This window comes from Ruegeria sp. CI5 (genome assembly GCF_056536885.1).
The window spans coordinates 31,674-58,382 of the sequence record NZ_JBQFQN010000001.1 but is presented as its reverse complement, the minus strand read 5'-3'; the positions used below and the strand labels follow the sequence as shown (position 1 = coordinate 58,382).

Annotated in this window: 25 protein-coding genes; 12 read left to right on the top strand and 13 right to left on the bottom strand. The window is 62.5% G+C overall.

The genetic code is table 11. The features are described 5' to 3' along the window. Window positions 1-3 precede the first annotated feature (3 nt). The 5 genes from ACR0BA_RS00245 (at window position 4) to ACR0BA_RS00225 (ending at window position 6,276) form a co-directional block, all read left to right on the top strand. Window positions 4-1,785 (top strand): acyl-CoA dehydrogenase C-terminal domain-containing protein, encoded by a 1,782-nt coding sequence (locus ACR0BA_RS00245; protein WP_170438609.1) that lies wholly within the window; start codon window positions 4-6, stop codon window positions 1,783-1,785. A gap of 56 nt (window positions 1,786-1,841) precedes the next feature. After that, window positions 1,842-2,054, top strand: a complete 213-nt coding sequence (locus tag ACR0BA_RS00240; protein ID WP_005981899.1) for a hypothetical protein — start codon at window positions 1,842-1,844, stop codon at window positions 2,052-2,054. 136 nt (window positions 2,055-2,190) lie between these two features. Next, window positions 2,191-2,829, top strand: coding sequence for a glutathione S-transferase family protein (locus ACR0BA_RS00235; RefSeq protein WP_480725927.1), 639 nt, complete (start codon window positions 2,191-2,193; stop codon window positions 2,827-2,829). Window positions 2,830-2,839: 10 nt separating this feature from the next. Then, window positions 2,840-4,051: an acetyl-CoA C-acetyltransferase gene (locus ACR0BA_RS00230; RefSeq protein WP_170581292.1), complete on the top strand. Its 1,212-nt coding sequence runs from the start codon at window positions 2,840-2,842 to the stop codon at window positions 4,049-4,051. Window positions 4,052-4,074: 23 nt separating this feature from the next. Beyond that, window positions 4,075-6,276 carry a 3-hydroxyacyl-CoA dehydrogenase NAD-binding domain-containing protein gene (locus ACR0BA_RS00225; RefSeq protein ID WP_480725925.1) on the top strand — a complete coding sequence of 734 codons (2,202 nt, stop codon included), beginning with the start codon at window positions 4,075-4,077 and terminating at the stop codon, window positions 6,274-6,276. Window positions 6,277-6,331: 55 nt separating this feature from the next. Here ACR0BA_RS00225 and ACR0BA_RS00220 read toward each other — a convergent pair whose 3' ends face one another. The 3 genes from ACR0BA_RS00220 to ACR0BA_RS00210 all read right to left on the bottom strand — a co-directional run bounded on the left by ACR0BA_RS00220 (window position 6,332) and on the right by ACR0BA_RS00210 (window position 8,861). After that, a complete protein-coding gene (locus ACR0BA_RS00220) occupies window positions 6,332-7,096 on the bottom strand; it encodes a Hint domain-containing protein (RefSeq protein WP_367646539.1) in 765 nt (254 codons plus the stop codon). Between the two features lie 185 nt (window positions 7,097-7,281). Next, a complete protein-coding gene (locus ACR0BA_RS00215) occupies window positions 7,282-7,929 on the bottom strand; it encodes a sulfotransferase family 2 domain-containing protein (protein ID WP_480725923.1) in 648 nt (215 codons plus the stop codon). Further along, the gene (locus ACR0BA_RS00210) at window positions 7,926-8,861 is read right to left on the bottom strand and encodes a DMT family transporter (RefSeq protein WP_480725921.1); all 936 of its coding nucleotides are present in this window, start codon (window positions 8,859-8,861) and stop codon (window positions 7,926-7,928) included. Before ACR0BA_RS00210 ends, ACR0BA_RS00215 begins: the two co-directional genes overlap by 4 nt. A 145-nt stretch (window positions 8,862-9,006) precedes the next feature. Here ACR0BA_RS00210 and ACR0BA_RS00205 point away from each other — a divergent pair, with 145 nt between their 5' ends. Continuing rightward, window positions 9,007-10,020, top strand: a complete 1,014-nt coding sequence (locus ACR0BA_RS00205; protein ID WP_170438117.1) for a hypothetical protein — start codon at window positions 9,007-9,009, stop codon at window positions 10,018-10,020. Between the two features lie 6 nt (window positions 10,021-10,026). Here the strand turns inward: ACR0BA_RS00205 and upp are convergent, their stop codons facing one another. From upp to ACR0BA_RS00175, 6 genes are all read right to left on the bottom strand, one after another. Next, window positions 10,027-10,659: a uracil phosphoribosyltransferase gene (gene upp / locus ACR0BA_RS00200; protein WP_093962638.1), complete on the bottom strand. Its 633-nt coding sequence runs from the start codon at window positions 10,657-10,659 to the stop codon at window positions 10,027-10,029. Beyond that, window positions 10,656-11,642 (bottom strand): adenosine deaminase, encoded by a 987-nt coding sequence (locus ACR0BA_RS00195; protein WP_480725919.1) that lies wholly within the window; start codon window positions 11,640-11,642, stop codon window positions 10,656-10,658. Before ACR0BA_RS00195 ends, upp begins: the two co-directional genes overlap by 4 nt. Next, a complete protein-coding gene (locus ACR0BA_RS00190) occupies window positions 11,639-12,850 on the bottom strand; it encodes a phosphopentomutase (RefSeq protein ID WP_480725917.1) in 1,212 nt (403 codons plus the stop codon). The genes ACR0BA_RS00195 and ACR0BA_RS00190 overlap by 4 nt, the downstream gene beginning before the upstream one ends. Next, window positions 12,847-14,154 (bottom strand): thymidine phosphorylase, encoded by a 1,308-nt coding sequence (locus ACR0BA_RS00185; protein ID WP_480725916.1) that lies wholly within the window; start codon window positions 14,152-14,154, stop codon window positions 12,847-12,849. Before ACR0BA_RS00185 ends, ACR0BA_RS00190 begins: the two co-directional genes overlap by 4 nt. 11 nt (window positions 14,155-14,165) lie before the next feature. Beyond that, window positions 14,166-14,549 (bottom strand): cytidine deaminase, encoded by a 384-nt coding sequence (locus ACR0BA_RS00180; RefSeq protein WP_480725914.1) that lies wholly within the window; start codon window positions 14,547-14,549, stop codon window positions 14,166-14,168. A 106-nt stretch (window positions 14,550-14,655) separates the two neighbouring features. Further along, window positions 14,656-15,741: a cupin domain-containing protein gene (locus ACR0BA_RS00175; RefSeq protein WP_480725913.1), complete on the bottom strand. Its 1,086-nt coding sequence runs from the start codon at window positions 15,739-15,741 to the stop codon at window positions 14,656-14,658. 143 nt (window positions 15,742-15,884) lie between these two features. Between ACR0BA_RS00175 and ACR0BA_RS00170 the strand changes: the two genes are divergently transcribed. The 4 genes from ACR0BA_RS00170 to ACR0BA_RS00155 all read left to right on the top strand — a co-directional run bounded on the left by ACR0BA_RS00170 (window position 15,885) and on the right by ACR0BA_RS00155 (window position 22,242). Beyond that, window positions 15,885-18,158, top strand: coding sequence for an NADP-dependent malic enzyme (locus tag ACR0BA_RS00170; protein ID WP_170368773.1), 2,274 nt, complete (start codon window positions 15,885-15,887; stop codon window positions 18,156-18,158). A gap of 46 nt (window positions 18,159-18,204) precedes the next feature. Next, on the top strand, window positions 18,205-18,594 hold the full coding sequence (locus ACR0BA_RS00165; RefSeq protein ID WP_480725912.1) for a GFA family protein: 390 nt from the start codon (window positions 18,205-18,207) through the stop codon (window positions 18,592-18,594). Between the two features lie 228 nt (window positions 18,595-18,822). Continuing rightward, window positions 18,823-20,712, top strand: a complete 1,890-nt coding sequence (gene prpE, locus ACR0BA_RS00160) for a propionate-CoA ligase PrpE (protein WP_480725911.1) — start codon at window positions 18,823-18,825, stop codon at window positions 20,710-20,712. A 90-nt stretch (window positions 20,713-20,802) separates the two neighbouring features. Continuing rightward, complete coding sequence (locus ACR0BA_RS00155) at window positions 20,803-22,242, top strand: amidase family protein (RefSeq protein WP_480725909.1); 1,440 nt, start codon at window positions 20,803-20,805, stop codon at window positions 22,240-22,242. 262 nt (window positions 22,243-22,504) lie between these two features. Here ACR0BA_RS00155 and ACR0BA_RS00150 read toward each other — a convergent pair whose 3' ends face one another. Further along, window positions 22,505-23,266: an NAD kinase gene (locus ACR0BA_RS00150; protein ID WP_170363030.1), complete on the bottom strand. Its 762-nt coding sequence runs from the start codon at window positions 23,264-23,266 to the stop codon at window positions 22,505-22,507. Between the two features lie 168 nt (window positions 23,267-23,434). Here ACR0BA_RS00150 and glyA point away from each other — a divergent pair, with 168 nt between their 5' ends. After that, complete coding sequence (glyA, locus tag ACR0BA_RS00145; protein ID WP_170337640.1) at window positions 23,435-24,730, top strand: serine hydroxymethyltransferase; 1,296 nt, start codon at window positions 23,435-23,437, stop codon at window positions 24,728-24,730. Window positions 24,731-24,802: 72 nt separating this feature from the next. Here glyA and ACR0BA_RS00140 read toward each other — a convergent pair whose 3' ends face one another. Further along, window positions 24,803-25,177: a hypothetical protein gene (locus ACR0BA_RS00140; protein WP_170337639.1), complete on the bottom strand. Its 375-nt coding sequence runs from the start codon at window positions 25,175-25,177 to the stop codon at window positions 24,803-24,805. 47 nt (window positions 25,178-25,224) lie between these two features. Here ACR0BA_RS00140 and ACR0BA_RS00135 point away from each other — a divergent pair, with 47 nt between their 5' ends. Next, window positions 25,225-26,028 carry an alpha/beta fold hydrolase gene (locus ACR0BA_RS00135; RefSeq protein ID WP_480725907.1) on the top strand — a complete coding sequence of 268 codons (804 nt, stop codon included), beginning with the start codon at window positions 25,225-25,227 and terminating at the stop codon, window positions 26,026-26,028. Window positions 26,029-26,033: 5 nt separating this feature from the next. Here the strand turns inward: ACR0BA_RS00135 and ACR0BA_RS00130 are convergent, their stop codons facing one another. Both ACR0BA_RS00130 and ACR0BA_RS00125 read right to left on the bottom strand, forming a co-directional pair. Beyond that, window positions 26,034-26,213: a hypothetical protein gene (locus tag ACR0BA_RS00130; protein ID WP_480725905.1), complete on the bottom strand. Its 180-nt coding sequence runs from the start codon at window positions 26,211-26,213 to the stop codon at window positions 26,034-26,036. A gap of 85 nt (window positions 26,214-26,298) precedes the next feature. Beyond that, on the bottom strand, window positions 26,299-26,691 hold the full coding sequence (locus tag ACR0BA_RS00125; protein WP_093962649.1) for a rhodanese-like domain-containing protein: 393 nt from the start codon (window positions 26,689-26,691) through the stop codon (window positions 26,299-26,301). Window positions 26,692-26,709: the final 18 nt, after the last annotated feature.

The window sequence follows — 26,709 nt, the reverse complement described above, 5'->3', positions numbered from 1 at the left end:
CAAATGCCCGTTTACAACGCGCCTACCAAAGACACGCAATTCGTTCTGCATGACGTTCTGAAAATCTCGGCCTCGGATATTCCGGGCTACGATGAGCTGGAGCCCGAGTTCACGGGCGCCGTTCTGGAAGAGGCCGGCAAGGTCGCCGTCAACCTGCTGCACCCGCTGAACGTGGTCGGCGACACCGAAGGCTGCCGGCTGGAAAACGGCGTCGTCTACACCCCGACCGGGTTCAAGGACGCGTTCGAGCAGGTCAAGGAAGGCGGCTGGACCGGTCTGGATATGCCCGAGGAATATGGCGGCCAGAACATGCCTTACGTTCTTGGCACGGCCGTGGGCGAGATGTTCTCGGCCGCAAACCAGGCCTTCACCATGTATCAGGGCCTGACCCACGGCGCGGCCTCGGCCATCCTGGCGCACGGCACCGATGCGCAGAAAGACACATATTTGCCCAAGATGGTCAGCTGTGAATGGACCGGCACCATGAACCTGACCGAGCCGCATTGCGGCACCGATCTGGGCCTGATGCGCACCAAGGCCGAGCCGCAGGGCGATGGCAGCTACAAGATCACCGGCCAAAAGATCTTTATCTCGTCCGGCGATCACGACATGGCCGACAACATCATCCACCTGGTGCTGGCCAAGATCCCCGGCGGCCCCGAGGGCATCAAGGGAGTGTCGCTGTTCATCGTGCCCAAGTTCCTGGTGAACGAAGACGGCAGCCTGGGCGAGCGCAATGGTGTTTCGGTCGGCAAGATCGAAGAAAAGATGGGCATCCACGGCAACTCGACCTGCGTAATGAACTATGACGGCGCAACCGGTTACCTGCTGGGTCAGGAACACAAGGGCATGCGCGCCATGTTCACCATGATGAACGAAGCGCGTCTGGGTGTCGGCATGCAAGGTCTGGCTCAAGCCGAGGCCGCCTATCAGAACGCGCTGGAATACGCCAAGGACCGTCTGCAAGGCCGCGACGTGACCGGCGTCAAGAATCCCGACGGCCCGGCCGATCCGCTGATCGTACACCCCGACATCCGCCGCAGCCTGATGGACCAGAAAAGCTTTGTGGAAGGCGCGCGGGCCTTCATCCTGTGGGGCGCGACCCTGATCGACAAGGCGCACCGTTCGGGTGACAAGGATGCCGACGGGCTGATCTCGCTGATGACCCCGGTCATCAAGGGCTTCCTGACCGACGAAGGTTACGACATGACCGTTCAGGCCCAGCAGGTCTATGGCGGCCATGGCTACATCGAGGAATGGGGCATGTCGCAATACACCCGCGACGCCCGCATCGCCATGATCTACGAAGGCGCCAACGGCGTTCAGGCGCTGGACCTGGTCGGCCGCAAGCTGGCGCAGGACGGCGGCAAGCATGTCATGGCCTTCTTCGACATGGTCAAAACCTTCTGCAAGGAAAACAGCGGCAAGGACGAAGCCTATGACAAGGCCTTCATCGAACCGCTGAAGGCCGCCTCGAAAGACCTGCAGGCCGCCGGCATGTATTTCATGCAGAACGGCATGACCAACCCGAACAACGCTCTGTCGGGCTCGTATGACTTCATGCACATGTTCGGTCATGTCTGCCTGGGCCTGATGTGGGCGCAGATGGCCAAGGCCGCGCAGGAAGCACTGGATGCCGGTGCGTCCGACAAGGACTTCTACGAGACCAAGATCGCCACCGGCCGCTACTACATGGCGCGCCGTCTGCCGGCCACGGGCATGCACCTGGCGCGGATCCAGACCGGCGCCGACACGGTGATGGCACTGGACGCGGCGAACTTCTGATCCCAGTCTGGTTCCGGGCGACCCCGCCCGGAACCAGCGCTCATGGAGGAGATGACATGCCCAAACGCTTTCGCCTGACCCGCCGCTTTCCCGTCGCCATGACTGAGGACGGGTATCGAAAACTCAAGGGGTTTGCCCGCGAGGCCGGGCTGGACGAAGGAGAGGCGCTGTCATTCCTGTTCGAGAACTTCAACAGCGTGATCGACGAGGAGAACCTGACCCACCGGCTGCGCATCTTCAATTCCGAGCTTGAGGCGCGCAAACGCTAGACGACCCCAATGCCTGGCCCAGGCCCGGCGTGTTTTCAGCAAGACAAGTCCGAACGCAGCTGCGGCCCGCGGTCAGGTCTTTCTCGAAACACGTGCGTGACGAAACCGTACAAACCGCCTTGGGAGGGGTGAGTGCATGACGATAAAACTGCATTGCTTCGGAGAAAGCGGAAACTCGTACAAGGCCGCCCTTGCGCTCGAGATGTCGGGGTTGGAATGGGAGCCGGTCTTTGTCGATTTCTTCAACGGCCAGACCCGAACCCCCGAATACCGCGCCGAAGTCAACGAAATGGGCGAAGCGCCGGTGCTGATCGACGGAGATTTCCGGACCAGCCAGTCGGGCGCGATTCAGGCCTATGTCACCGAAAAATCAGGGAAATTCGGCGGCAAGACGCGGGAAGAGAACTATAACATCCTGCGCTGGGTGCTGTGGGACAACCACAAACTCAGTTCGATGGCGGGCCTGACCCGGTTCCTGATCAACTTTCTGCCTGAACAGCACCGCAACCCGGATGTGATCGCCTTCAACCAGGGCCGACTGAAAGCCGCCTATCAGGTGCTGAACGCGCATCTTGAGGGCCGCGACTGGATCGTCGGCGACGGCGTGACCAACGCCGATCTCAGCTGCTGCGGCTACCTCTATTACCCCGAACCGTTCGGCTTTGACCGTGCCGAATGGCCCCATATCGACGCCTGGCTGACCCGCCTGTCCGAGCAGCCCAGCTGGAAACACCCCTATGACCTGATGCCCGGCAACCCGTCGGATCGAGCTTGAGGAGAGAAGTATGACCGAAGCTTACATTTATGATGCCCTGCGCACCCCGCGCGGCAAGGGCCGCAAGGACGGCAGCCTGCACGAGGTGACCTCGGTGCGCCTGTCGGCGGTGGCCCTGAACGCCATCAAGGAACGCAACAACTTGGAAGGCCACGCCGTCGAGGACGTGATCTGGGGCAACGTCACCCAGGTGATGGAACAGGGTGGCTGCCTGGCGCGGTCCGCGGTTCTGGCCTCGGACTTGGATGAATCGATCCCCGGTCTAGCCATCAACCGGTTCTGCGCATCCGGCATGGAGGCCGTGAACCTGGCCGCCAACCAGGTCAAGGGCGGCGCGGGCGAGGCCTATATCGCCGGTGGCGTCGAGATGATGGGCCGCGTGCCCATGGGCAGCGACGGCGCCGCCATCGCCGTCGATCCGTCGCTGGCGATGGAGACCTATTTCGTCCCGCAGGGCATCTCGGCCGACATCATCGCCACCGAATACGGTTTCAGCCGCGACGATGCCGACGCGCTGGCCGTCGAGTCTCAGAAACGCGCGGCCAAGGCGTGGGAAGAGAACCGCTTTGCCAAGTCAGTGATCTCGGTGAAGGACCGCAACGGCCTGACAATCCTGGACCGCGACGAATACATGCGCCCCGGCACCGACATGCAGAGCCTCGGCGCGCTGAACCCGTCCTTCCAGATGATGGGCGAGCAGATGCCCGGTTTTGACAAGGTGGCGATGCTGAAATACCCGCATCTGGAAAAGATCAACCACATCCACCACGCTGGCAACAGCTCGGGCATCGTGGATGGCGCGGCGGCCGTTCTGATCGGCAACAAGGAATTCGGCGAGAAATACGGTCTGAAGCCGCGCGCCCGCATCAAGGCCACCGCCAAGATCGGCACCGACCCGACCATCATGCTGACCGGCCCGGTTCCGGTGACCGAAAAGATCCTGGCCGAAACCGGCATGAAGATCAGCGATCTGGACCTGTTCGAGGTCAACGAGGCCTTTGCCTCGGTCGTGCTGCGGTTCCAGCAGGCGTTTGACGTCGATCCGTCGCTGGTCAACGTCAATGGCGGTTCGATCGCCATGGGCCACCCGCTGGGCGCCACAGGCGCGATCATCATCGGCACCCTGCTGGACGAGTTGGAGCGCCAGGACAAGGAAACCGGTCTGGCCACCTTGTGCATCGCATCCGGCATGGGCGCGGCAACCATCATCGAACGTGTGTAACGGCGGGGATCAGGAGAAGAAAAATGGCTGATTTTATACTGACCAAAGACGCCGACGGCGTTGGCATCATCACCTGGGACGTCCCCGGCAAGACCATGAACGTGATGTCGTTCGACGGTCTGTCCGAACTGAACGACTGCATCGATCAGGCCCTGGCCGATGACGAGATCAAGGGAATCGTGATCACCAGCGGCAAGGAAGGCTCGTTCGCTGGCGGCATGGACCTGAACCTGCTGGCGGTGATGAAGGAACAGGCGGGTGACGACCCGGCCAAGGGCCTGTTCGAAGGCACGATGAAAATGCACGCCCTGCTGCGCAAGATCGAGCTGGCCGGCATGGACCCCAAGACCAAGAAAGGTGGCAAACCGATCGCGGCCGCCCTGCCCGGCACCGCCGCCGGCATCGGCATGGAGCTGCCGCTGGCGACCCATCGCATCTTTGCCGCCGAAAACCCCAAGGCCAAATACGGCCTGCCGGAAATCATGGTCGGCATCTTCCCCGGCGCGGGCGGCACCACCCGGATGGTCCGCAAGGTGGGCGCCATCGCGGCGGCTCCGCTGCTGCTGGAAGGCAAGATGCTGGACGTGAAAAAGGCCAAGGGCGCAGGCTACATCGACGAGATCGCAGCCGATCCGCTGGCAGCGGCCAAGGAATGGGTGCTGAACGCCAAGGATGCCGATCTGGTCAAGCCGTGGGACGCCAAGGGCTACAAGATGCCCGGCGGCGCGCCCTATCACCCGGCGGGCTTCATGAACTTCGTGGGTGCCTCGGCAATGGTGAACGGCAAGACCCAGGGCGCCTTCCCGGCGGCCAAGGCCCTTCTTAGCGCGGTCTATGAGGGCGCACTGGTCGATTTCGACACCGCGCTGAAGATCGAGGCGCGCTGGTTCACCTCGGTGCTGATGAACCCGTCCTCGGGCGCGATGATCCGTTCGCTGTTCCTGAACAAGGAAGCGCTGGAAAAAGGCGCCGTTCGTCCGCAAGGCATTCCGGATCAGTCGGTCAAGAAGATCGGCGTTCTGGGTGCAGGCATGATGGGCGCGGGCATCGCGCTGGTCTCGGCGCAGGCCGGGATGGAGGTCGTGCTGATCGACCGCGATCAAGCTGCTGCCGACAAAGGCAAGGCCTATACCGAAGCCTATCTGGACAAGGGCATGAAGCGTGGCAAGGTCACGGCCGAGAAGAAAGAGGCCATGCTGGCCCGCATCACTGCCACGCCGGACCTCGAAAAGCTGGCGGGCTGCGATCTGATCATCGAAGCCGTGTTCGAAGACCCCAAGGTCAAGGCCGAGATGACCCAGAAGGTCGAGGCGATCATCCCCGAGGACTGCATCTTTGCCTCGAACACCTCGACCCTGCCGATCACCGAACTGGCCAAGGCCAGCAAGCGGCCCGATCAGTTCATCGGTATCCACTTCTTCTCGCCGGTCGAGAAGATGTTCCTGGTCGAGATCATCAAGGGCAAGGAAACCGGTGACCGGGCCGTGGCCAAGGCGCTGGACTATGTCCGCCAGATCCGCAAGACACCGATCGTGGTCAATGACGCGCGGTTCTTCTACTGCAACCGCTGCATCATCCCCTACATCAACGAAGGGGCGCGGATGATCACCGAAGGCGTCAGCCCGGTTCTGGTCGACAACGCCGCCCGTCAACTGGGCTTCCCGGTGGGTCCGGTTCAGCTAACCGACGAAACTTCGATCGACCTGGGCGCCAAGATTGCCCGGGCGACCAAGGCGGCAATGGGCGACGCCTACCCGGAAAGCCCGGCGGACGATCTGATCTTCTGGATGGAAGAACAGGGTCGCCTGGGCCGCAAGTCCAAGGCCGGGTTCTTCGATTATGACGAAAACGGCAAGCGCATCGGCTACTGGAAAGGTCTGCAGGACAAGTATCCGCTGGCCGAGCAGCAGCCCGACTTGATCGAGGTGCAGGAGCGCCTGATGTTCGCACAGGTTCTTGAAGCCGTGCGCGCGCTTGAAGAAGGTGTTCTGGAAGACATCCGCGAAGGCGATGTCGGCGCCATCCTGGCCTGGGGCTTTGCGCCGTGGTCGGGTGGTCCGTTCAGCTGGCTTGATATCATCGGTGCGCCCTACGCGGCCGAGCGTTGTGACCAGTTGTCGGAAAAGTACGGTGACCGCTTCGCCTGCCCGCCGCTGCTGCGCGAGATGGCCGAAAAAGGTCAGACCTTCTACGGCCGCTTCGACCCCGAAGCCAAGGCTGCCTGAACAAGTGATGCTGGCGCATAATCCCATGCGCCAGCATCTTTCTTAGAGTGTTTGGTCAGGTCTGCCATTCAGGCCGCAGAAACAAGGCCGGCACGTTGGGCCGCCCCGGACGTCCCGGACGCCGCACCCCCGATGGGGGACGTATCGGAAAGATCGGTTCCTGCGGGATGGGTGCAGGCAGTGCACCCAACGGGTTTGCAAGGGCCGACAGTTCGCCGGCCTCTGCGATAGATGTGACGAGGCTCCGCGCCTCGGATTCTTCCAGCACCGCGTAGGATCGTCGGGACGGGCCAGACAGCGAACGGATGCGGCACGAGGAACAGAAGGCTTGAAAGCCACCCTCGATGAAGACCACTTCGTCCTGCTCAAAAAACAGCGATGTGACCTGGAATTCCTCTGCCGGTGACTGAGAGGAAAAGCTGAAGTGCCCGCTCAGCAGACGCGCCGGAATGATCGCCAGCCCCTCGTCTATGTTTCCATCAGAAGACAAGGCTACGGCCATTCCCTGCTCGGGCATCAGCCAGACCGCACGACCGTTGTATGCCGCGCGGGACGGCACGCGCACAGGCAGAAAATCAGGTCGAACCTCGCCAGCCGGTACGGCTATTCTGTCGTGGGACACGCGCTTCACTTCCTGGAACCCGTTGTCCATCGTTCTGACCAGATCCCCGGCGATCAATGCCTCGGCCAGCTTCCAGCCATTGGTGGTGGCAACCTTCGTTCCATGCAGCAATCCGCCACGCCTGACCGAAACGGCGTCACCCGGTACGGTCTGGATATTATTTTCGGAAAACCCCGAAACACTCACTACTTCCAACACGTGCCTACCCCCTTTTGGCACTTTCAAACTATCCCATTGGGCTAGCACGAAGTTTTCGGGAGTGACTTAGTTTTGCCATATTTGGGGCCAATTTGGGCCTTTTTCGCCCCATTAGTCGCGTTTCTTATAAACAAAAGCCTACATTTGTCAGCGTTTTGCACAATTTGGGAAATAATCGACCAGCCTTATTCGAACTGATATTCGAATCTTTCTGTGTCTTCGCGACAAACGTCAAACACCGCTTTTTTTGCCTGAACCGAGTAGTAGTTGGCGTATTCCGCCCGCCTGGCTGACCGGTTCTCGTGAGGAAGGTCCAAACGAAACCCCAGATGATCGAACAGTGGGGCCGCATCCCGCTGAAAGCTTTCGATCCGAATGTATGCGCGACAAAGATCGGTTCCGTTGGCGTCACTGACATAGGATGGGAACGGGTTTTCCCGAAAGGAGTGCTGGATTTCCGGGTGCAGAACAAAGGCCTCGAAATCTAGCCGCCCGGCCAGATGAACTGCTGGGTGATCAAAGGACTGATCCCTCAGCCAGTGGTAATAGCTGACCATCCGGTCCCACGGGTTCCGGATCAGCGTGAACACGAACATCTCTTGCATCTGCTGGTCGGGCAAAAGCCCCCGCAAGTCGGTCAGACGGGAGTGTTTCCACAGCCGGCCCGCCGTCTTCAGTGACCTGTTGCGTTTGTTTCTGCGCTGCGCCTTGGGGGTGTCGCCCACCAGGATATCATCCTTCATGGCCCGCTGCTCGAGCGCCAGCGCCAACGATGTTCCCCCGGTCTTGGGAATATGTATGAAGATGTAGGACCGCCCTGTTGACAGGATCATCGCACCGGTTCCCGTTGGGGAACCACGCTTGCCCGCCACGCCAGTACCGCACCGGCCGCGGCGATCAGGGCGATGCCCGCAATCTGCAGCGGCCCGATCCCCTGCCCCATCACCACCCAGGCAAAAAGCGGTCCGAAGATCATTACCGAATACTCGAACACCGCGACATATGACGGCTCGCCCAGTTGGTAGGCCTTGATCAACATGAATACCGCAGCCGTGGACCCAACCGCCTGCAATGCGATCCACGGCAGAGCGGCCTTCATCGGCCAGACCCAGCCCCGGGTCACAAAACCGGCTGGGCCGTCAGACTCGACCACCGGCAAAACCGAAAAAACGGCGAGACCAAGAGCGCCGGCCAGCCCAAGCGTGAAAATCATCGCGGCCAGCAAAGCGACGGTGCTTTCGTTTGCACAATGCGTTCGGGTCAGGATCGCACTGAGCGCATAGAAAAACCCGCCAGCCACCGGCAATAAGCTGGTCGCATCAAAGGCATTGGGGTCAGGCTGCAAAACACAGAGGATTCCGACAAACCCCATAAGCACAGCCAGGACCCGCCAGGGGCCGATCTTCTGATCCAGCAACAGCGCGGAAATCAACAGAACGAAGATCGGTGATGTGAACAGCCCTGCAAGGGCCTGGGCAATTGGCATCAAAGCCAGTGAGCTGAAATAGAACAACATCGCCAGGGTGATCAGGACACTGCGCAGCAGGACCGCCCAAAACCTCTGAGGTCGCAGCCCTCCAAACCCCAGAAACGACAGTCCAACGATAAGAGGCAGCATCATCACGGCCCGGCTAAGGTGGAATTGCCACAAACCAATTGTTTCGGCCAGCCGAATGACGAAATTGTCCACGACGCCGATGATTGCCATGGCCGAGACCATCAGAACCGATGCAAGAACCGGTGAAGAAGGATGTGCTGTCTGCATGTGGCCTTGGCCTCCGGGCCCTTTGGCCGAAACTGCGCGTCCCGGTTATCGAGCACATTTCCAAATCACCACGCAACAGGTTTGCGCGGATTAATCTCTCCGTGTTAGAAATCGACGAAAGATAAAACGAGCAGACCTCATCGAAATGACGGCACTGAAACAATACCAGCGGATCGAGGCTACCGGTCTGTGGCGCCCGTCGCCCGACGAGCAGCGCCGCGAAGTTGTTGTTTCGATCGGCGAGGCGACGTTGACCATCACCGATTTCAACGATCGCGCGCTGACGCACTGGTCGCTTGCCGCACTTGAAAGGCAGAACCCGGGCAAGTTCCCCGCGATATTCAATCCAGACGGCGACCCGGACGAGACACTGGAACTGGAGCAGTCCGAAACCACCATGATCGAGGCAATTGACCGCTTGCAACGCGCCATCGAACGGGCGCGCCCGCATCCCGGACGCCTGCGGTGGGCCAGCGTCGGCGGAGTGGTTGCGGCTGTCGCGGCGGTCTTGCTGTTCTGGCTGCCCGGCGCCCTGCAAAGCCATGTCGAAAAGGTCGTGCCTGAGATCAAACGGCAGGACATCGGGAACACGATCCTGCAACGGATTGAACGGGTCTCGGGCCGGGCCTGCGCCTCGGCGGACGCGCAGCCGGCGCTGCAGAAGCTGGCCCAGCGAACAGGTGTGCGACGGATCGTTGTGTTGCCGGCCGGGGTGCAGGAAAGCCTGTCACTTCCCGGAGGGATCGTGCTGCTGAACCGGGCGCTGGTTGAAGACAGTGAAGATCCCGCGGTTGCCGCCGGTTACGTGATAGCTGAACGCACGCGGGCCAGGCTGCATGATCCGTTGGACGATCTCCTGGACAAAACTGGGCCCACTGCAGCGTTTCGCCTGCTGACGACGGGCGAACTGACACCCCAGATCGTGGACACCTATACCGAACAGGTTCTGGCCGAACCCCGCCCCGCAGTTCCGGAAGACGACCTGCTGGAGGCGTTTGCGTCCGCCAATTTGCCCTCAACCCCATATGCCTATGCGGTTGACATAACCGGCGAAACGGTTCTGGGTTTGATCGAGGCCGACCCGATGGCGGGTCAGCCTTTGGATCAGGTTATGCCCGACCGGGACTGGGTACGGCTGCAGAACATCTGCAGCGACTAGGCGCGCCTATTTGGTGCCGAACATCCGGTCTCCAGCATCGCCCAGACCGGGCATGATGTAGCCTTTGGAATTCAGCTCGCGGTCCAGTGCGGCAGTAACGATCTTGACGTCGGGATGCGCCTCTTTCATGCGCGCCACACCTTCGGGGGCGGCCAGCAGGCACAGGAACCGGATGTCGGTGGCACCGGCCTGTTTCAGAAGGTCGATCGCAGCGGCCGAGCTGTTGCCGGTGGCCAGCATCGGGTCAACCGCAATAACCAGCCGATCTTTAAGGCCTTCGGGGGCCTTGAAGTAGTACTGCACCGGCTGCAGCGTTTCTTCATCGCGATACAGGCCCACGAATCCGACCCGGGCGGAGGGCACCAATTCCAGAACGCCGTCCAGCATCCCGTTGCCCGCGCGCAGGATCGACACCAGCGCCAATTTCTTGCCCGCCAGGATCGGCGCATCCATCTCCTCCATAGGGGTTTCGATGTGGCGCGTGGTCAGGGGCATCTCGCGCGTCACTTCATAGGCCAGCAGCAGCGTGATCTCGCGCAGCAATTGCCGGAACGAGGCGGTCGAGGTGCCCTTGTCCCGCATGAGCGTCAGTTTGTGCTGAACCAGCGGGTGGTCGACGACGGTCAGATGTTCGCTCATGTGTTCTCCAGTCTTTTTCTGGCCCTTGCGCGGGTCTCTTCATCGCAGAATGCGGCGTTCAGGGCGGTGTCGTTCAGCGCGGCGAAATCCTCGGCGTCCCAGCCGAAGGCCTGGGCCAGCATCTCATATTCGCGGCGCATGGTGGTATGAAAAAACGGCGGGTCATCGGTGGAAACCGTGACCTTCACGCCCGCCGCGCGCAGCCGCGCGATCGGGTGGGACGCGAAATCGGGGTACAGGCCCAGCACCACGTTCGAGCCCGGACAGACCTCGAGCGTGATACCCCGATCGGCCAGTTCATGCACCAGATCGGGGTCTTCGATGGCCCGCACGCCATGGCCCACCCGTTCGACCCCCAGCGCGCGCACCGCATCGCGCACGCTTTCGGGGCCGCCGAATTCGCCGGCATGGGTGGTCAGGCGCAATCCGGCCTCGCGCGCGCAGTCGAAGGCCCATTTGAAATCGGCCTGCTGGCCCATGGCCTCGTTCCCGCCCATGCCGAACCCAGTGATCCAGTCACCGGCGGTTTCGGCGGCGCACAGCGCGCTGCGTTTGGCCTTGTCGGGCCCGAAATGGCGCACGCAGGTCACCACCCCGCGCAGGGTGATTTCGAACTTGCCCTCGGCCTCGTCCGCGGCGTCCTGAATGGCGGCCAGATAGTCGCGCCAGGCATGCAGATCGCCCCCGCCGCAGAAATCGGGGCTGAGGAAGGTTTCGGAATAGACCACCCCGTTCGCAGCACTTTCTTCCAGAATCGCCAGCGTCAGGCGGCGGAAATCCTCGGGCGTTTTCAAGACTTCGCAGGCGGCCTCATAGACACTGAGGAAATGCGCGAAATCGCGGAAGTCATAGCTGCCGTCGGGCTTGAAGATGCCGCTCAGGTCAACCTTCTTTTCATGCGCCAGTTGGCGAATGAAGGCGGGCGGGGCCGCGCCTTCGTGATGCAGGTGCAGTTCGATCTTGGGCAGGTCTGCGACGGTCATAGAAAGGTCCTTCCCGGCCCTTGCGCCGGAATGCTCAGGTGATGGGCGATACTGGCGGCCACGTCGGCGAAATTGACCTGCCCGATCTGTCCGGCCCCCAGGCCGGCGATCAGCACCGGCACCTGTTCGCGAGTGTGGTCGGTGCCGACCCAGCTGGGGTCGTTGCCGTGATCGGCGGTCAGCAGAAACAGGTCGCCCGGGCGCAGCCGGGGCAGGATACGGCCGATCTCGGTGTCGAACCATTCCAACGCGCGGGCATAGCCCGAGATGTCGCGCCGGTGGCCGTACTGGCTGTCAAACTCGACGAAGTTGGCGAATGTCAGACTGCCGTCCTCGGCGCTGTCGACAAGGCGCGAGAGGTGACCCATCAGATCGGCGTCCGAGCCCTTGTCCAGCGTGTCGATCCCCTGCATCGAGAAGATGTCGCCGATCTTGCCCACGCCATGCACCGTGCGCCCGGCATCCTGCGCCCAGTTGGTCAGCACCGGCGCGGGCGGCGTGATGGCGAAATCCTTGCGGTTGGTGGTGCGGACAAACCCCTGTTCGGGCGAGCCGACGAAGGGGCGCGCGATCACCCGGCCCACCTTCATCTCGTGCAGCATCGGGGCGAGGGTCCGGCACATCTGGTACAGGCGCTCCAGGCCGAACGTCTCCTCGTGCGCGGCAATCTGGAACACGCTGTCGGCCGAGGTATAGCAGATCGGCCAACCGGTGCGCATATGTTCAGCACCCAGTTCGGCGATGATCGTGGTGCCCGAGGCGTGGCAATTGCCCAGAATGTCCTCGGTGCCGGCGGCCTGCGCGGCGGCGCGGGTCACATCATCAGGGAAGGCGGGGACCGTGTCGGGGAAATAGTGCCAGTCCCACGGCACCGGCAGACCGGCCAGCTCCCAATGGCCTGAAGGTGTGTCCTTGCCCGGCGAATGCTCGCGCGCGCAGCCCCACAGACCGGTCGGCTCGGCCTCCAATCCCGGCACATCCGCGCCCGAGGCCAGCCGCACCGCCGCCCCAAGCCCCAGCGCGTCGAGGTTGGGCAGGTGCAGCGGCCCGGACCGGCCATCCTCGGCCCGCCCTGCAGCGCAGGCCTGCGCGATATGGGCCACCGTGTTGGCGCCCGTGTCCGGCACCTCGCCGTTGAAAAACCGGTCGGCATCCGGCGCGCCGCCGATACCCACTGAATCCATCACCACAAGAAACGCGCGGCTCATGCGAGGATCCTTTCCTGTACCAGCTTCGGCACCGGAACGGGCGCCGGGCCGACGGTGATTGCGGCACGCACGGCTTGCGCGGCCCGCTGCGCGGCGTCCTCGCGCGCGGCATGAACCACGGCCAGCGGCGTTCCGGCCGAGACCTTGTCGCCCAGCCGCACCAGCCCCGACAGGCCCACCGCCGGGTCGATCACGTCGCTTTCCACCTGCCGGCCACCGCCCAGCGCCACGACGGCAAGGCCCAGCGCCTCGCCGTCCATCGCGGAGACATAGCCTTCGTCCTGCGCCGTCACCTCGAGGATCACGCTGGCCTCGGGCAGATAGCGCGCCCAGTCCTCGACCAGCCCCAGCGGTCCGCCCACCGCGGCCATCATCCGGCCGAACCTCTCGGCCGCGCGGCCATCGCGGATCACCTCGGCGATCATGTCCCGCCCGGCCTGCGCATCGCCGACCATACCGGCGTCAGACAGCAGAACGCCGCCCAGCTCGGCCGAAATCTCGGCCAGGGGCGAAGGCTGCCCACCGGTCAGCACCTTCGTCACTTCGGCGATTTCCAGGGCGTTGCCCAAGGCGGGCACCAACGGCTGATTCATGTCTGTGATCAGGGCCGAGGTCCGGCACCCTGCCGTATTGGCCGTTTCGGTCAAGGCCTGCGCCAGCTTGCGCGCCTCGTCCAGCGTTTTCATGAAGGCCCCGCTGCCCATCTTGACGTCCAGCACCAGCGCATCCGGGCTGGCCGCCAGTTTCTTGGACAGGATCGAGGCGGTGATCAGATCGAGGCTTTCGACCGTGGCGGTCACGTCGCGGATCGCATAGAGCCGCTTGTCCGCCGGGGCGATCTGTGCCGTTGCGCCAACGATTGCGGCGCCGGTCTCGGCCAGGATCTGGGCCAACCGGTCCTGGCTGATCTGGGTCGACACGCCGGGGATCGCCTCGAGCTTGTCGAGCGTCCCGCCGGTATGGCCCAGACCGCGGCCCGAGATCATCGGTACATAGGCCCCGCATTCCGCCAGCGCCGGGGCCAGCACAAGGCTGACGCAATCCCCCACCCCGCCGGTCGAATGCTTGTCGATCACCGGACCGTCCAGATCCCATGTCAGAACTTCGCCGCTGTCGCGCATCGCCAGCGTCAGCGCGGCGCGCCCCTCGGGACCCAGCCCGCCCATGCAGACGGCCATGGCAAAGGCGCCGGCCTGGGCGTCGCTGACGCCGCCATCGGCCAGGCCCTGGGCGAACCACGCCAGCTCGCCGGCATCCGGCACTTCGCGGCGGCGCAGTTTCGCGATGATCGAACGGGCGTCCATGGGCGCGGCCCTTACATGAACGAGGCGTCGAAGGCGCCAGGCAGCAGCTCGCCGATGGTCGTGCGGGTCTCAATCCCGTTCACCGTCGCCATGGTGACCACCACGTCCTTGTCCCCGAACTCGGCCAGTTTCTGCCGGCATCCGCCGCAGGGTGGCACCGGTTGCGGGCTGGAGGCCACCACATAGACCTCGGCCAGCTTGTTTTCTCCGGCAGCGACCATCGCGGCGATCGCCCCGGCCTCGGCGCATGTGCCTTCGGGATAGGCAACGTTTTCCACGTTGCAGCCCGCGAACACTTCGCCCGACGGGGTGCGGACCGCGGCGCCCACCTTGAAATTCGAATAGGGCGCATGGGCGTTTTCACGCACCTTGAGGGCTGCTTCTTTCAACGACATGGCGATTCCCCGATTTTTGATCATCTGGTCAGAATACCATACCCTACTGGAAATCCGCGGGGGAATTGAAGCCCCCTCGGCACGGGAATCTCGGCGCGCCCGCGCGTCAGCCCAGATCGGTCTTGAAATACCCCGGCAGAGTGACCTCGAGCAGTTCGACATCGTCGCTGGGGTCGGCCAGGCGCGTACGCATTCCGGGTGGGATGACAAAGGCGTCGCCCTGCTCCAGGCGAAACGGATCACGTCCTTCACCTTCCAGGGTGACTGCCCCGTTCATCACGAAGGTAAAGTGGATATCGGCATCATGGCTGGCCCAGACCGGATCGCCCTGCCCCCGGCGCACCACCTGAACGCCGGCCACGCCTTTGGTGTTTTCGGCAATCGTCGTGTCACGGCATTGATAGCCCGGCAGGCGGAACGGCTGCCACTCTGCCCCTTCAGCCCGGTTGTAGACGAACCGCTGGCCCTGCCATTCCCGCTCGGGGCGGTGATGCGGCGTGGGCAGCTGCATTTCGTGGTCGATCTCGGTGACATGTTCGGCCGGAACGCCGATTTCGATCACCTGCACGTTGTCCGACGCTTCGAGCACGCGGTGCCGGATTTCGGGCGGCTGAATGAAACAGTCGCCAGCGGTCAGGCGCATCTTGTCGCCCTGATCCTCATAGACCACATCCACCCAGCCGTGGATGCAGAAGATCAGCTGGAACCCGACCTTGTGGAAATGCACCATGTCCGGGACCGGGCCGCCGTCGGGAATGCGGATATGGCTGGCGATGATCGAACCGCCCAACCGGTCCGGCACCAGATCGCGGTAGTGCATGCCCGCGCGCCCGATGATCCAGGGCGCCTGATCCTTGAGCCTGCGGACGACGAAGGAATGAACCGTCTCGGGCATCACCAGGGGCGGGTTGCGCTCTTCGATCTCGATGCGGGTGCCGTTCGGGGCGACTAGGTTGCGCTGACCGCCGGCAAACCCGTCCGGGTCGTCGGTGAGGATACGCAAGGTGCCCGGCGCCTCGGGCGCGTCCTTTTCCACCCGCAGGCGCAGTCCATGCCCGGAAAACACCGCGACCCGAGGGTCATCCGCCGGATAGATCATGTCCATCCGCATGCCCAGAACCTTGGTGTAGAACGGAATGTCGTCTCGCAGTTCTTGGGTCGGAATGCGGAATTCGGCTATGGTGTCGGTCATGCTGGTCTCCTCTGCGCGGGACTGTGGGGGGGCGTTGGGGGATTTGCAAGTCGGGGTCGGATCCGCCTTCATGCGATTTCGAGGTTTCCCCTGCGTCAGAAATAGTTTAGCACTAAACTAAATTCCAAACGGGAAGTTTTGACATGTCCGACACACCCAGCCTGCGCCAGGCCGCACTTGATTACCACGCGCATCCGAAGCCTGGGAAACTGGAGATCAAGGCGACCAAACCCATGGCCAACGGGCGCGACCTTGCGCGCGCCTATTCGCCCGGCGTGGCCGAGGCGAGCCTTGAGATCAAGGCCGACCCGGCGACCGCCGAGATGTATACCGCGCGCGGCAATCTGGTGGCGGTGGTTTCGAATGGCACCGCGGTGCTGGGGTTGGGCAATATCGGCGCGCTGGCCTCCAAGCCGGTAATGGAGGGCAAGGCCGTTCTGTTCAAGAAATTCGCTGGCATCGACTGTTTCGACATCGAGCTGAACGAACCCGACCCCGAGAAGCTGGCCGATATCGTCTGCGCGCTGGAGCCCACCTTCGGCGCGATCAACCTCGAAGACATCAAAGCGCCCGACTGCTTTGTCGTCGAGAAACTATGCCGTGAGCGGATGAATATTCCGGTTTTCCACGACGACCAGCACGGCACCGCCATCGTGGTGGGGGCTGCTGCGCGTAACGCGCTGCACGTAGCCGGCAAGCGGTTCGAGGACATCAAGGTCGTGTCCACCGGCGGCGGCGCGGCTGGGATCGCCTGCCTGAACATGCTGGTCAAGCTGGGCGTCAAGCGCGAGAACATCTGGCTTTGCGACATTCACGGGCTGGTCTATGAGGGTCGCGTCGAAGACATGAACCCGCACAAGGACCAATTCGCCCAGAAAACCGACCTGCGCACGCTGGATCAGGTGATCGACGGGGCCGACCTGTTTCTGGGCCTCAGCGGGCCGAACGTGCTCAAGCCCGAGATGGTCGCGCGCATGGCCAAACAGCCGATCATCTTTGCGCTTGCGAACCCGACCCCGGAGATCCTGCCCGACGCCGCGCGTGAAGTGGCCCCCGACGCCATCATCGCCACCGGGCGCAGCGACTTTCCGAACCAGGTGAACAACGTCCTGTGTTTCCCGTTCATCTTCCGCGGTGCGCTGGACGTGGGTGCGACCGAGATCAACGATGCCATGCAGATCGCCTGCGTTGAAGGCATCGCCGAAATGGCCCGCGCCACCACCAGCGCCGAGGCCGCGGCCGCCTACAAGGGCGAACAGCTGACCTTCGGCCCAGACTACCTGATCCCCAAGCCGTTCGATCCGCGGCTGGTGGGTGTGGTATCCTCGGCCGTGGCCCGGGCCGCGATGGAAAGCGGCGTGGCCAGGCGCCCCATCGAGGACATCGAAGCCTACAAGGAAAAGCTGAACCAGACGGTCTTCAAGTCCGCCCTTCTGATGCGACCCGTCTTCGAGGCCGCCGCCGCCGCCTCGCGCCGCATCGTCTTTGCCGAGGGCGAAGACGAACGCGTACTGCGCGCCGCTCAGGCGATTCTTGAGGAAACCACCGAAACCCCGATCCTGATCGGCCGTCCCGAGGTGATCGAGGCGCGCTGCGAACGTCTGGGCCTGTCGGTCCGCCCCGGGCAGGACTTCCAGATCGTGAACCCGGAAAACGACCCGCGCTATTATGACTATTGGAACTCGTACCACCAAATCATGCAGCGCCGGGGGGTGACGCCTGATCTGGCCAAAGCGATCATGCGGACCAATTCCACCGCGATCGGCGCAATCATGGTTCACAGGGGTGAAGCCGACAGCATGATCTGCGGCACCTTCGGCGAGTATCGTTGGCACCTGAACTATGTTGAGCAGGTGCTGAATGACGGCGACCTTCGCCCCCATGGTGCATTGTCCCTCATGATCCTTGAAGACGGCCCGCTGTTCATCGCCGACACTCATGTCCGGCAATTGCCCAGCCCGGAAGAACTGGCTGAGATTACTGTGGGCGCCGCGCGCCATGTCCGGCGTTTCGGGCTGGCGCCAAAGATCGCGTTCTGCTCGCAATCGCAGTTCGGCAATCAGGCCGAGGGCTCGGGCAAGCGCCTGCGCGAAGCGATTGCCATTTTGGACAGCAAGCCCCGAGATTTTATCTATGAAGGCGAAATGAACTTGGATGTGGCCCTCGACCCCGAACTGCGCGAGCGGATTTTCCCCAATTCGCGCCTGGAGGGGGCGGCCAACGTGCTGATCTTTGCCCATGCGGACGCGGCCAGCGGTGTGCGCAACATACTGAAGATGAAGGCCGACGGCATCGAGGTCGGCCCCATCCTGATGGGCATGGGCAACAAGGCGCATATCGTGACACCCTCGATCACGGCGCGCGGGCTGCTGAATATGGCGGCAATTGCCGGAACGCCTGTCGCGCATTACGGTTGACCACGGCGGCCCGACCGGTCTGGCCGCCCTGCCGAGGGAGGTCATCATGAAAGGTCACTGCCACTGCGGCGCCGTGCGATGGGCCAGCGATGCCGAGATCGCCTGGAGCTGTTACTGCCACTGCGCGGATTGCAGGCGCAATTGCGCCGCCCCAGTCACGGCGTTCATCGGGCTGCCGCACGGCTCGGTGACATGGTCAGGGGATGCGCCACGCGTGTACAACTCGTCTAAGGATGTCGAACGCCTGTTCTGCGGAACCTGCGGCACGCCGATGGCATACCGCAATGCCCGCGACCGGGTGAACATTCACCTCTATACCGCCACGTTGGACAACCCCGAGGATGCCGCGCCCCGGTTTCACGTTTTTCACGCCGAGCATCTGCATTGGCTGAACATCGAGGACAGTCTGCCCCGATATGCGGGAACAACGACCTGATCCGAATCTGGCAACGCCACCTTTGCACCAGACGCTTCGCAAGTTTGCAAATTCCGCAAAAATTTCCCTCCCAGGCGCGAAAACAAGGATCATTTGCAAAACTTTGCAAGGCAAATGGGGCAGTTCTGCAAATATTTCGCGATAAACTGACGCGCCGTCACGCGCGCCGCTTGCTCGGTCAGCCGTCCGCGCCTAACACAATGCGAGCAATTTTTGGGAGGAGGACCCATGGCATACCAGGACGTTTACGAGAGCTGGCAAAAAGACCCAGAGGCTTTCTGGATGGACGCGGCCAAGGGGATCGACTGGTTCCAACCGCCAAGCAAGGCCCTGTTTGAGGACAACGCCCCTCTCTATGAATGGTTCTGTGATGCCAAGGTGAACACTTGCTGGAACGCGGTGGACCGCCACGTTGAAAACGGCCGAGGCGAGCAAACCGCCATCATCTATGACAGCCCGATCACCCACACCAAGCGCGAAATCTCGTATATGGAGCTGCGCAATCGCGTGGCGACCTTGGCCGGCGCGCTGCGCGCCAAGGGCATCGAAAAGGGCGACCGCGTCATTATCTACATGCCGATGATCCCAGAGGCTCTTGAGGCGATGCTGGCCTGCGCGCGGCTGGGTGCGGTGCATTCGGTGGTCTTTGGCGGGTTTGCCAGCAACGAATTGGCGGTGCGGATCGACGACGCCAAACCCAAGGCGATCATCGCCGCTTCCTGCGGGTTGGAGCCCGGCCGTGTGGTGCATTACAAGCCGCTGCTGGACGGTGCCATCGACATGGCCCAGCACAAGCCCGATTTCTGCGTGATCTTCCAGCGCGAACAGGAAGTGGCCAAGCTGGTCGAGGGGCGCGACTACAACTGGCACGGCTTCCAGTACGGCGTTGAGCCGGCCGAGTGTGTCCCGGTCGAAGGCAACGATCCGGCCTATATCCTCTACACCTCGGGCACCACGGGCGCGCCCAAGGGCGTCGTACGGCCCACGGCGGGGCACCTTGTGGCTCTGAACTGGACGATGAAGAACATCTACAACGTCGATCCCGGCGACGTGTTCTGGGCGGCCTCGGATGTGGGCTGGGTCGTGGGGCATTCCTACATCTGCTATGGTCCGCTGATCCACGGCAACACCACCCTCGTGTTCGAGGGCAAACCCGTCGGCACCCCCGACGCGGGCACCTTTTGGCGGGTGATATCCGAGCACAAGGTCAAAAGCTTTTTCACCGCCCCAACGGCGATCCGCGCGGTCAAGCGCGAGGACCCCAAGGGCGAAATGCTGGCGAAATACGACCTGTCCTGCCTCAAGGCCCTGTTCCTGGCCGGTGAACGCGCCGACCCGGACACGATCACTTGGGCACAGGACGCGCTGAAGGTTCCGGTCGTCGACCACTGGTGGCAGACCGAAACCGGCTGGACCATCGCTGGAAACCCGCTGGGGATCGAGGAACTGCCGATCAAGCTGGGCTCGCCCGCCAAGCCGATGCCCGGATATGACGTGCAGATCCTGGACGAAGGCGGTCACCCGATGAAACCGGGCGAACTGGGCGCGATCGCGGTCAAGCTGCCACTGCCCCCGGGAACGCTGCCGACCCTGTGGAATGCCGAGGAGCGGTTCAAGAAATCCTATCTCGAGCATTTCCCGGGCTACTATGAAACTGGCGATGCCGGGATGATCGACGAGGACGGGTACCTCTACATCATGGCCCGCACCGATGACGTGATCAACGTGGCCGGCCACCGCCTGTCCACCGGCGCGATGGAAGAGGTTCTGGCCGCCCACCCCGATGTGGCCGAATGCGCAGTCATCGGTGTATCGGACCAGTTGAAGGGTCAGGCCCCGGTTGGCTTCCTGTGCCTGAACGCGGGTTGCAATCGTGGCCATGCCGAGATCGCGAAAGAGGTCGTGCAGATGGTGCGCGACAAAATCGGGCCCGTTGCAGCATTCAAGCTGGCCGTCGTAGTGGATCGTCTGCCAAAGACACGGTCCGGCAAGATCCTGCGTGGAACGATGGTGTCGATCGCCGATGGCAAAGATTACAAAATGCCCGCCACGATCGACGATCCGGCCATTCTGGACGAGATTACCGAAGCCCTGAAATCAATCGGTTACGCCCAGTAACCGGGCATCGGGCGGCCCCGGGCCGCCCGCCCTGCCCTGCGGGGTTGCAACCATTGGCAGACCGCCTACTGTGCCCTTGACGGAGGGCACATGGCAAATGACGACATCTGGCGCCTGAGCGCCGCAGAACTCGCAAAACTGACCCGCTCCGGCGAATTGAGCGCGACCGAAGCCGTCCAAAGCGCAATCGACCGGATGCACGCGCTGAACCCGGCGCTGAATGCCGTCGTCGAAGACCTCAGCACCGAGGCGCAGGAGCGCGCCCGGACGCTGGACGCCGCGCGGGCGCGCGGCGAACCGACCGGCCCCCTGCACGGCGTTCCCGTCACAATCAAAGTCAATGTCGACCAGAAGGGCCATGCCACGACCAACGGTGTGACCGCTCTGAAAGACGTGATTGCCCCCGACGATGCGCCCGTCGTGTCGAACCTGCTGAAGGCTGGGGCGGTGGTGATTGGCCGGACCAACACGCCCGAGTTCTCATTCCGTGCCGACACTGACAACCCGCTGTATGGACGCACCCACAACCCTTGGGGCCGACATATTTCTCCCGGGGGCTCCTCGGGCGGGGCCGGTGTGGCGGTGATGACGGGCATGGGGGCGCTGGCGCATGGCAACGACATCGGCGGCAGCCTGCGGTTTCCGGCCGCGGCCCTTGGCGCGGTGACCGTGAAGCCGGGCTTGGGGCGCGTTCCCGCATGGAACCCCAGCCAAACCGCCGAACGTGGACTGCTTGCGCAATCCATGTCGGTGCAAGGCCTGATCACCCGCAGCGCGGCTGACCTGCACCTGGCCATGCCCAGCCTGATCGCGCCGGATCCGCGCGATCCGTTTCACGTTCCGCTGCCCTGGCGCGTGGCCGAGCCTGACCAGCAGCCGCGGGCGGCTTTCACCAAGAACACTTTCGGTTACGATCTCCACCCCGAAGTCGACAAGGCGCTGGACACAGCCCGTGATGCACTGGTTGATGCCGGGTACACCGTTGACGAGATCGACCCTCCGAACGTTTTTGAATGTGGACGGCTTGGTTATCGCGCATTGATGGGCGAGGTTCTGACCCTGATGAAAGCCGATGTCGAGGCGGCCGGGTCCGAGACAATCCAGCGCATCTTTGCCACTTACTTCCAGGAATTTCCCCCGATCACCGGGCCGGACCTGATCCGAGCACTGGCGCAGCGCAGCCACTATGCGCGGGAATGGTCCCTGTTCTTGGAGGACTACCCGTTGGTGCTGTCGCCTTTCCTGCCGCAGCCCTTTTTCAGACCCGACCGTGATACAGACGGCTCGGAAGGCGTACACGAAGTGCTGGGCTGCGCGGTCTATTCCTATGCGATGAACTTTCTGGGCCTGCCCGCCGCCTGCGTTCCGGCGCGTTTGGCCGAATTGCCGAGTGGGCGCCAGCCAATCAACGTTCAGATCGCAGCGCAGCGCTGGCGCGAGGACCTGGCGTTGGACGCCGCCATCGCGATTGAAGCCCGGGTTGGTCGTATGGCTGATCACCTGTGGGCCGATCTGGCACGCACGGGCTGAAACACCAACCGCTTTCAACTGCCCAAAATAATTGACCCCGGGACTGAGAGCCCGGGGTCCACGTGCTAAAATATGCCCGGATTGTGATGACGAGCGTAGCACCACCCACCCTCGCCAGCGCGAAAACTGCGCAATCATCCGAAAACACCATTTGGTGGCCACTCACTCCCACCGCGGCGTGTTCTCCGGGCAAGATCAGCATAGCTGAGAGGTGGTCAGCTTCCTGTGAACTGCTTCACATAAGTCCGAGAATCTCGGGAATTTATGTAAATTGTTCAATCGTTAGACGCTCTTCCAGGCCATGCCCGGGGTCAAACAGGATCCTGTGACGGATCTTGGGTTCCGACCGAATCTCGACCCAATCGATATCCGGAAAGGATATGGAATCAGCGTCCGCCATCACCGGGCGCTTGTCGGCCTCAAGCACGTCAAAGCGCACGTGCGCAGTGCTGGGCAGCAACGCACCGCGCCACCGCCGAGGACGAAAAGCCGCAATGGCCGTCAGCGCCAGAACGTCCGACCCAATGGGCAGAATCGGGCCATGTGCCGAATAGTTGTAGGCGGTCGACCCGGCGGGCGTGGACAACAGCGCCCCGTCACAGACCAGTTCAGCCAACCGCACGCGGCCATTCACGCTGATCTTCAGACGCGCGGCTTGCGGACCGGCGCGCAGCAACGAGACCTCGTTAATCGCAAGGGCTTCGTGCACCTGTCCCGATTGGTCCATGGCCTTCATCGTCAAAGGGTTGATGACCTCTTCCTCGGCGGCTTTCAAACGCTCCATCAGATCGGCTTCGTGGAACTCGTTCATCAGAAACCCGATGGTTCCGCGATTCATGCCGTAGACCGGCACATCCAGATGCTGCGTGTTGTGCAGCGTCCGCAACATGAACCCGTCGCCGCCCAGCGCCACGATGACATCCGCATCTCGGGGGGCCGCATTGCCATAGCGTGCAACCAGTTTGTTGCGGGCCGACTGCGCGACATCCACGTCGCTGGCGAGAAAAGCGATTCTCTTTGTCATGTTTTCCGGTTTCCGGTGCTACGCATTTGGTTCCGAAACAAACATACCTTTCCCCATTAGGCCAGACGTGACGCCGCAGCGGGCCATTTCGTCGCTTTACAGACTTTCTCACCCGAGCCGTTTCCTATAGGAAATCCGCCAAACCAACCTCAGCCATGCGGAGCGCCCATGAACGCCAACCTTCGTGATACCGGTTTCTTCACCCAGTCCCTCGCGGATCGTGACCCTGAACTTTTCGGGGCAATCACGTCCGAACTGGGACGTCAGCGCGACGAGATCGAGCTGATCGCTTCGGAAAACATCGTCAGCGCAGCCGTCATGGAGGCGCAGGGCTCGGTCATGACCAACAAATACGCCGAAGGTTATCCCGGGCGGCGTTACTATGGCGGTTGCCAGTTCGTCGACATCGCCGAGAACCTGGCCATCGACCGCGCCAAGCAACTGTTCGGTTGCGAATTCGCCAACGTGCAGCCGAATTCGGGATCACAAGCCAACCAGGGCGTGTTCCAGGCGCTGATCCAGCCGGGCGACACCATTCTGGGCATGAGCCTGGATGCCGGCGGCCACCTGACCCATGGCGCCAAGCCCAACCAGTCGGGCAAGTGGTTCAACGCGGTTCAGTATGGCGTGCGCAAGCAGGACAACATGCTGGACTACGATCAGGTCGAGGCGCTGGCCAAAGAACACCAGCCCAAGCTGATCATCGCCGGCGGCTCTGCCATTCCGCGTCAGATCGACTTTGCCCGCATGCGCGAGATCGCCGACATGGTGGGCGCCTATCTGCACGTGGACATGGCGCATTTTGCCGGTCTGGTCGCGGCGGGCGAGCATCCCAGCCCCTTCCCGCACGCGCATGTAGCCACGACCACCACGCACAAAACCCTGCGCGGCCCGCGTGGCGGCATGATCCTGACCAATGACGAGACGATCGCCAAAAAAGTGAATTCGGCCATCTTCCCCGGCATTCAGGGCGGCCCACTGATGCATGTGATCGCGGCAAAGGCCGTGGCATTTGGCGAGGCGCTGCAGCCTTCGTTCAAAGATTACATCAAACAGGTCGTCGTCAACGCTCAGGCGTTGTCGGATCAGCTGATCAAGGGCGGCCTGGACACGGTGACCCACGGCACCGACACCCATGTTGTTCTGGTCGACCTGCGCCCCAAGGGCGTCAAGGGCAACGCGACCGAAAAGGCGCTGGGCCGTGCGCACATCACCTGCAACAAGAACGGCGTGCCGTTCGATCCAGAAAAGCCGACCGTGACCAGCGGCATCCGTCTGGGTTCGCCCGCCGGCACGACCCGAGGCTTTGGAGAGCCCGAGTTCCGCCAGATTGCGGATTGGATCATCGAGGTGGTCGATGGACTGGCCGCCAATGGTGAAGACAACAACGGTGAGGTCGAGGCGCGGGTCAAAGCGCAGGTCGCGGATCTGTGCGCAAAGTTCCCGATCTACCCGAACCTCTGACGCCACAAGTTTAGAAACAACAAGATGGCGCCTTTTTCGGGCGCCATTTTTCCTTGCCGGCAGATGCCCTGATCAGATCAGACCGCGCCACCAAAGCACGACAAGGAACAGTGCGGCCAAGGCCAGAATGTTGAAGGCCAGCCCCCCGAGCATGCCCAGGAACCAACCCCAGCGGCGATCCGCCAAATTAATGGCGCGCAGATGCGACTGAACATCCTTCGCCGCCTTTTCCAGGGTCGGCGAGTCCAGGGTCAGCCGGAGCTTGGGATGCTCGACCAACGGCTCGGCACGGGCGAGTTCCATTGCCTGTTTGTAGACCTTGCGCGGCAAGCGACGCTTGGCACGGCGCACCGACTCGGCCAGGGTCTTGCCCTTTGCGCCCAGTTTTTTGCGCAACAGGATTATCGTCTGCGCGATCTGGGTCTGAATTTCTGTTTCCTGAGCCATGCGCCCCTCCTGATGGGGCAATCTAACGGTCTGCGCAGGCGGTCACAATGGGGCTGGTTGTCCGGGGCGCCGGAGGCTATCAGAAATACATGCTGAACACGATCACACATGGCGAACCGACGTCCCGCACACCGCTGTTGATTGTCCATGGGCTATACGGATCGGCCCGAAACTGGGGGGTGATCGCGCGTAGGCTGTCAGATGAACGTCAGGTGGTGGCGGTCGACATGCGCAACCACGCCCACAGCTTCTGGGACGACCGGCACGATTATCCGGCATTGGCGGACGATTTGGCTGAGGTCATCGAAAGCATGGGCGGCGCGGCTGACGTGATCGGGCATTCGATGGGTGGCAAGTCGGCAATGACATTGGCGCTCGAGCATGGCGAAATGGTCCACAGGCTGGTCGTGGCGGACATTGCTCCGGTTCGGTACAGTCACACGCAAATGCCATATATCGAGGCCATGCGCGCCGTGGACATGACACAGGTCGCGCGCCGCTCGGACGTGGAACAGCAACTGGCCGATCTTGGAGTCGAGAAGGCGTTGCAGAGCTTCTTCACTCAGTCGCTCGACGTTCCCGGCAAACGCTGGCGGCTGAACCTGGACGTATTGGCCAAAGAGATGCCGAATATCATGGGTTTTCCGAACTTTACCTCACACTGGGACGGCCCGGCGCTGTTTCTCGCCGGTGCGGAGTCGGACTATGTTCAGGCAAGTCACCGCGAAATCATCAAATCCCTGTTCCCGAACGCCCGTTTCGCCAAGATTCCGGGCGCAGGCCATTGGCTGCACGCCGAAAAACCGCGTGAGTTCGAAGCTGCCGTCCGGACATTTCTGAACGCCGCCTAAGCTCTCTATTGGTACAGGCGCCGGGCGACCAGCCAGGATGCGGGCAAAGCCGTGACCGCTCCGACGGCTGCGGCACCCACGATGGCCAGGGTCGAAACCATCCCTGCGGTCAGCACGGCGATAACGGCCGTCCCCGCGAAGGCGGTCGCGATCAGGGAATACAGTAGCGCTGCAAGTCTCATCATGGCCAGTCGTCCTTGTTGATGGCGTCTGACGCTCAGATTGCCGAAGCTGAATACAATCGGCTTTGATGCAGATCAGGCTGGGTCCCTACATCCCGGAGTCAACCGGGCCGACATAGTCGCCCCCGCCGTTTACCCAGTCCGAGAACCCACCCAGGTTGTAGACATGCTGATACCCCATGTCCTTGAGCAACTTGCCCGCAAGTGCCGCCCGTCCGCCCGAAGCGCAATGCAGAATGATCGGGCGATCCTTCCGCAGCTCGGGGTCATGCGACTGCAGCGCAGGATCGGCACGAAACTCGAGCATGCCGCGTGAGATATGGTGAGATCCGACGGCGCGACCGGTCTTTTCCAGTTCAGGCGCATCGCGAATATCCAGCAGCAGCGCACCCTGCTGCAATAGCTCCCTGGCTTGCGCGGCGCTGATACGTTGAACAACGGAATTCGCGGCCTCAAGCATCTCTTGAACGGTCAATGGCATTCGTGCGGTCCCTCCCGG

Bases quoted from the DNA above. Each gene is read 5' to 3' on its own strand.
- ACR0BA_RS00245 (WP_170438609.1), top strand. From the start codon at position 4: ATGCCCGTTTACAACGCGCCTACCAAAGACACGCAATTCGTTCTGCAT.
- ACR0BA_RS00240 (WP_005981899.1), top strand. From the start codon at position 1,842: ATGCCCAAACGCTTTCGCCTGACCCGCCGCTTTCCCGTCGCCATGACT.
- ACR0BA_RS00235 (WP_480725927.1), top strand. From the start codon at position 2,191: ATGACGATAAAACTGCATTGCTTCGGAGAAAGCGGAAACTCGTACAAG.
- ACR0BA_RS00230 (WP_170581292.1), top strand. From the start codon at position 2,840: ATGACCGAAGCTTACATTTATGATGCCCTGCGCACCCCGCGCGGCAAG.
- ACR0BA_RS00225 (WP_480725925.1), top strand. From the start codon at position 4,075: ATGGCTGATTTTATACTGACCAAAGACGCCGACGGCGTTGGCATCATC.
- ACR0BA_RS00215 (WP_480725923.1), bottom strand. From the start codon at position 7,929: ATGATCCTGTCAACAGGGCGGTCCTACATCTTCATACATATTCCCAAG.
- ACR0BA_RS00210 (WP_480725921.1), bottom strand. From the start codon at position 8,861: ATGCAGACAGCACATCCTTCTTCACCGGTTCTTGCATCGGTTCTGATG.
- ACR0BA_RS00205 (WP_170438117.1), top strand. From the start codon at position 9,007: ATGACGGCACTGAAACAATACCAGCGGATCGAGGCTACCGGTCTGTGG.
- upp (WP_093962638.1), bottom strand. From the start codon at position 10,659: ATGAGCGAACATCTGACCGTCGTCGACCACCCGCTGGTTCAGCACAAA.
- ACR0BA_RS00195 (WP_480725919.1), bottom strand. From the start codon at position 11,642: ATGACCGTCGCAGACCTGCCCAAGATCGAACTGCACCTGCATCACGAA.
- ACR0BA_RS00190 (WP_480725917.1), bottom strand. From the start codon at position 12,850: ATGAGCCGCGCGTTTCTTGTGGTGATGGATTCAGTGGGTATCGGCGGC.
- ACR0BA_RS00185 (WP_480725916.1), bottom strand. From the start codon at position 14,154: ATGGACGCCCGTTCGATCATCGCGAAACTGCGCCGCCGCGAAGTGCCG.
- ACR0BA_RS00180 (WP_480725914.1), bottom strand. From the start codon at position 14,549: ATGTCGTTGAAAGAAGCAGCCCTCAAGGTGCGTGAAAACGCCCATGCG.
- ACR0BA_RS00175 (WP_480725913.1), bottom strand. From the start codon at position 15,741: ATGACCGACACCATAGCCGAATTCCGCATTCCGACCCAAGAACTGCGA.
- ACR0BA_RS00170 (WP_170368773.1), top strand. From the start codon at position 15,885: ATGTCCGACACACCCAGCCTGCGCCAGGCCGCACTTGATTACCACGCG.
- ACR0BA_RS00165 (WP_480725912.1), top strand. From the start codon at position 18,205: ATGAAAGGTCACTGCCACTGCGGCGCCGTGCGATGGGCCAGCGATGCC.
- prpE (WP_480725911.1), top strand. From the start codon at position 18,823: ATGGCATACCAGGACGTTTACGAGAGCTGGCAAAAAGACCCAGAGGCT.
- ACR0BA_RS00155 (WP_480725909.1), top strand. From the start codon at position 20,803: ATGGCAAATGACGACATCTGGCGCCTGAGCGCCGCAGAACTCGCAAAA.
- ACR0BA_RS00150 (WP_170363030.1), bottom strand. From the start codon at position 23,266: ATGACAAAGAGAATCGCTTTTCTCGCCAGCGACGTGGATGTCGCGCAG.
- glyA (WP_170337640.1), top strand. From the start codon at position 23,435: ATGAACGCCAACCTTCGTGATACCGGTTTCTTCACCCAGTCCCTCGCG.
- ACR0BA_RS00140 (WP_170337639.1), bottom strand. From the start codon at position 25,177: ATGGCTCAGGAAACAGAAATTCAGACCCAGATCGCGCAGACGATAATC.
- ACR0BA_RS00135 (WP_480725907.1), top strand. From the start codon at position 25,225: ATGGGGCTGGTTGTCCGGGGCGCCGGAGGCTATCAGAAATACATGCTG.
- ACR0BA_RS00130 (WP_480725905.1), bottom strand. From the start codon at position 26,213: ATGATGAGACTTGCAGCGCTACTGTATTCCCTGATCGCGACCGCCTTC.
- ACR0BA_RS00125 (WP_093962649.1), bottom strand. From the start codon at position 26,691: ATGCCATTGACCGTTCAAGAGATGCTTGAGGCCGCGAATTCCGTTGTT.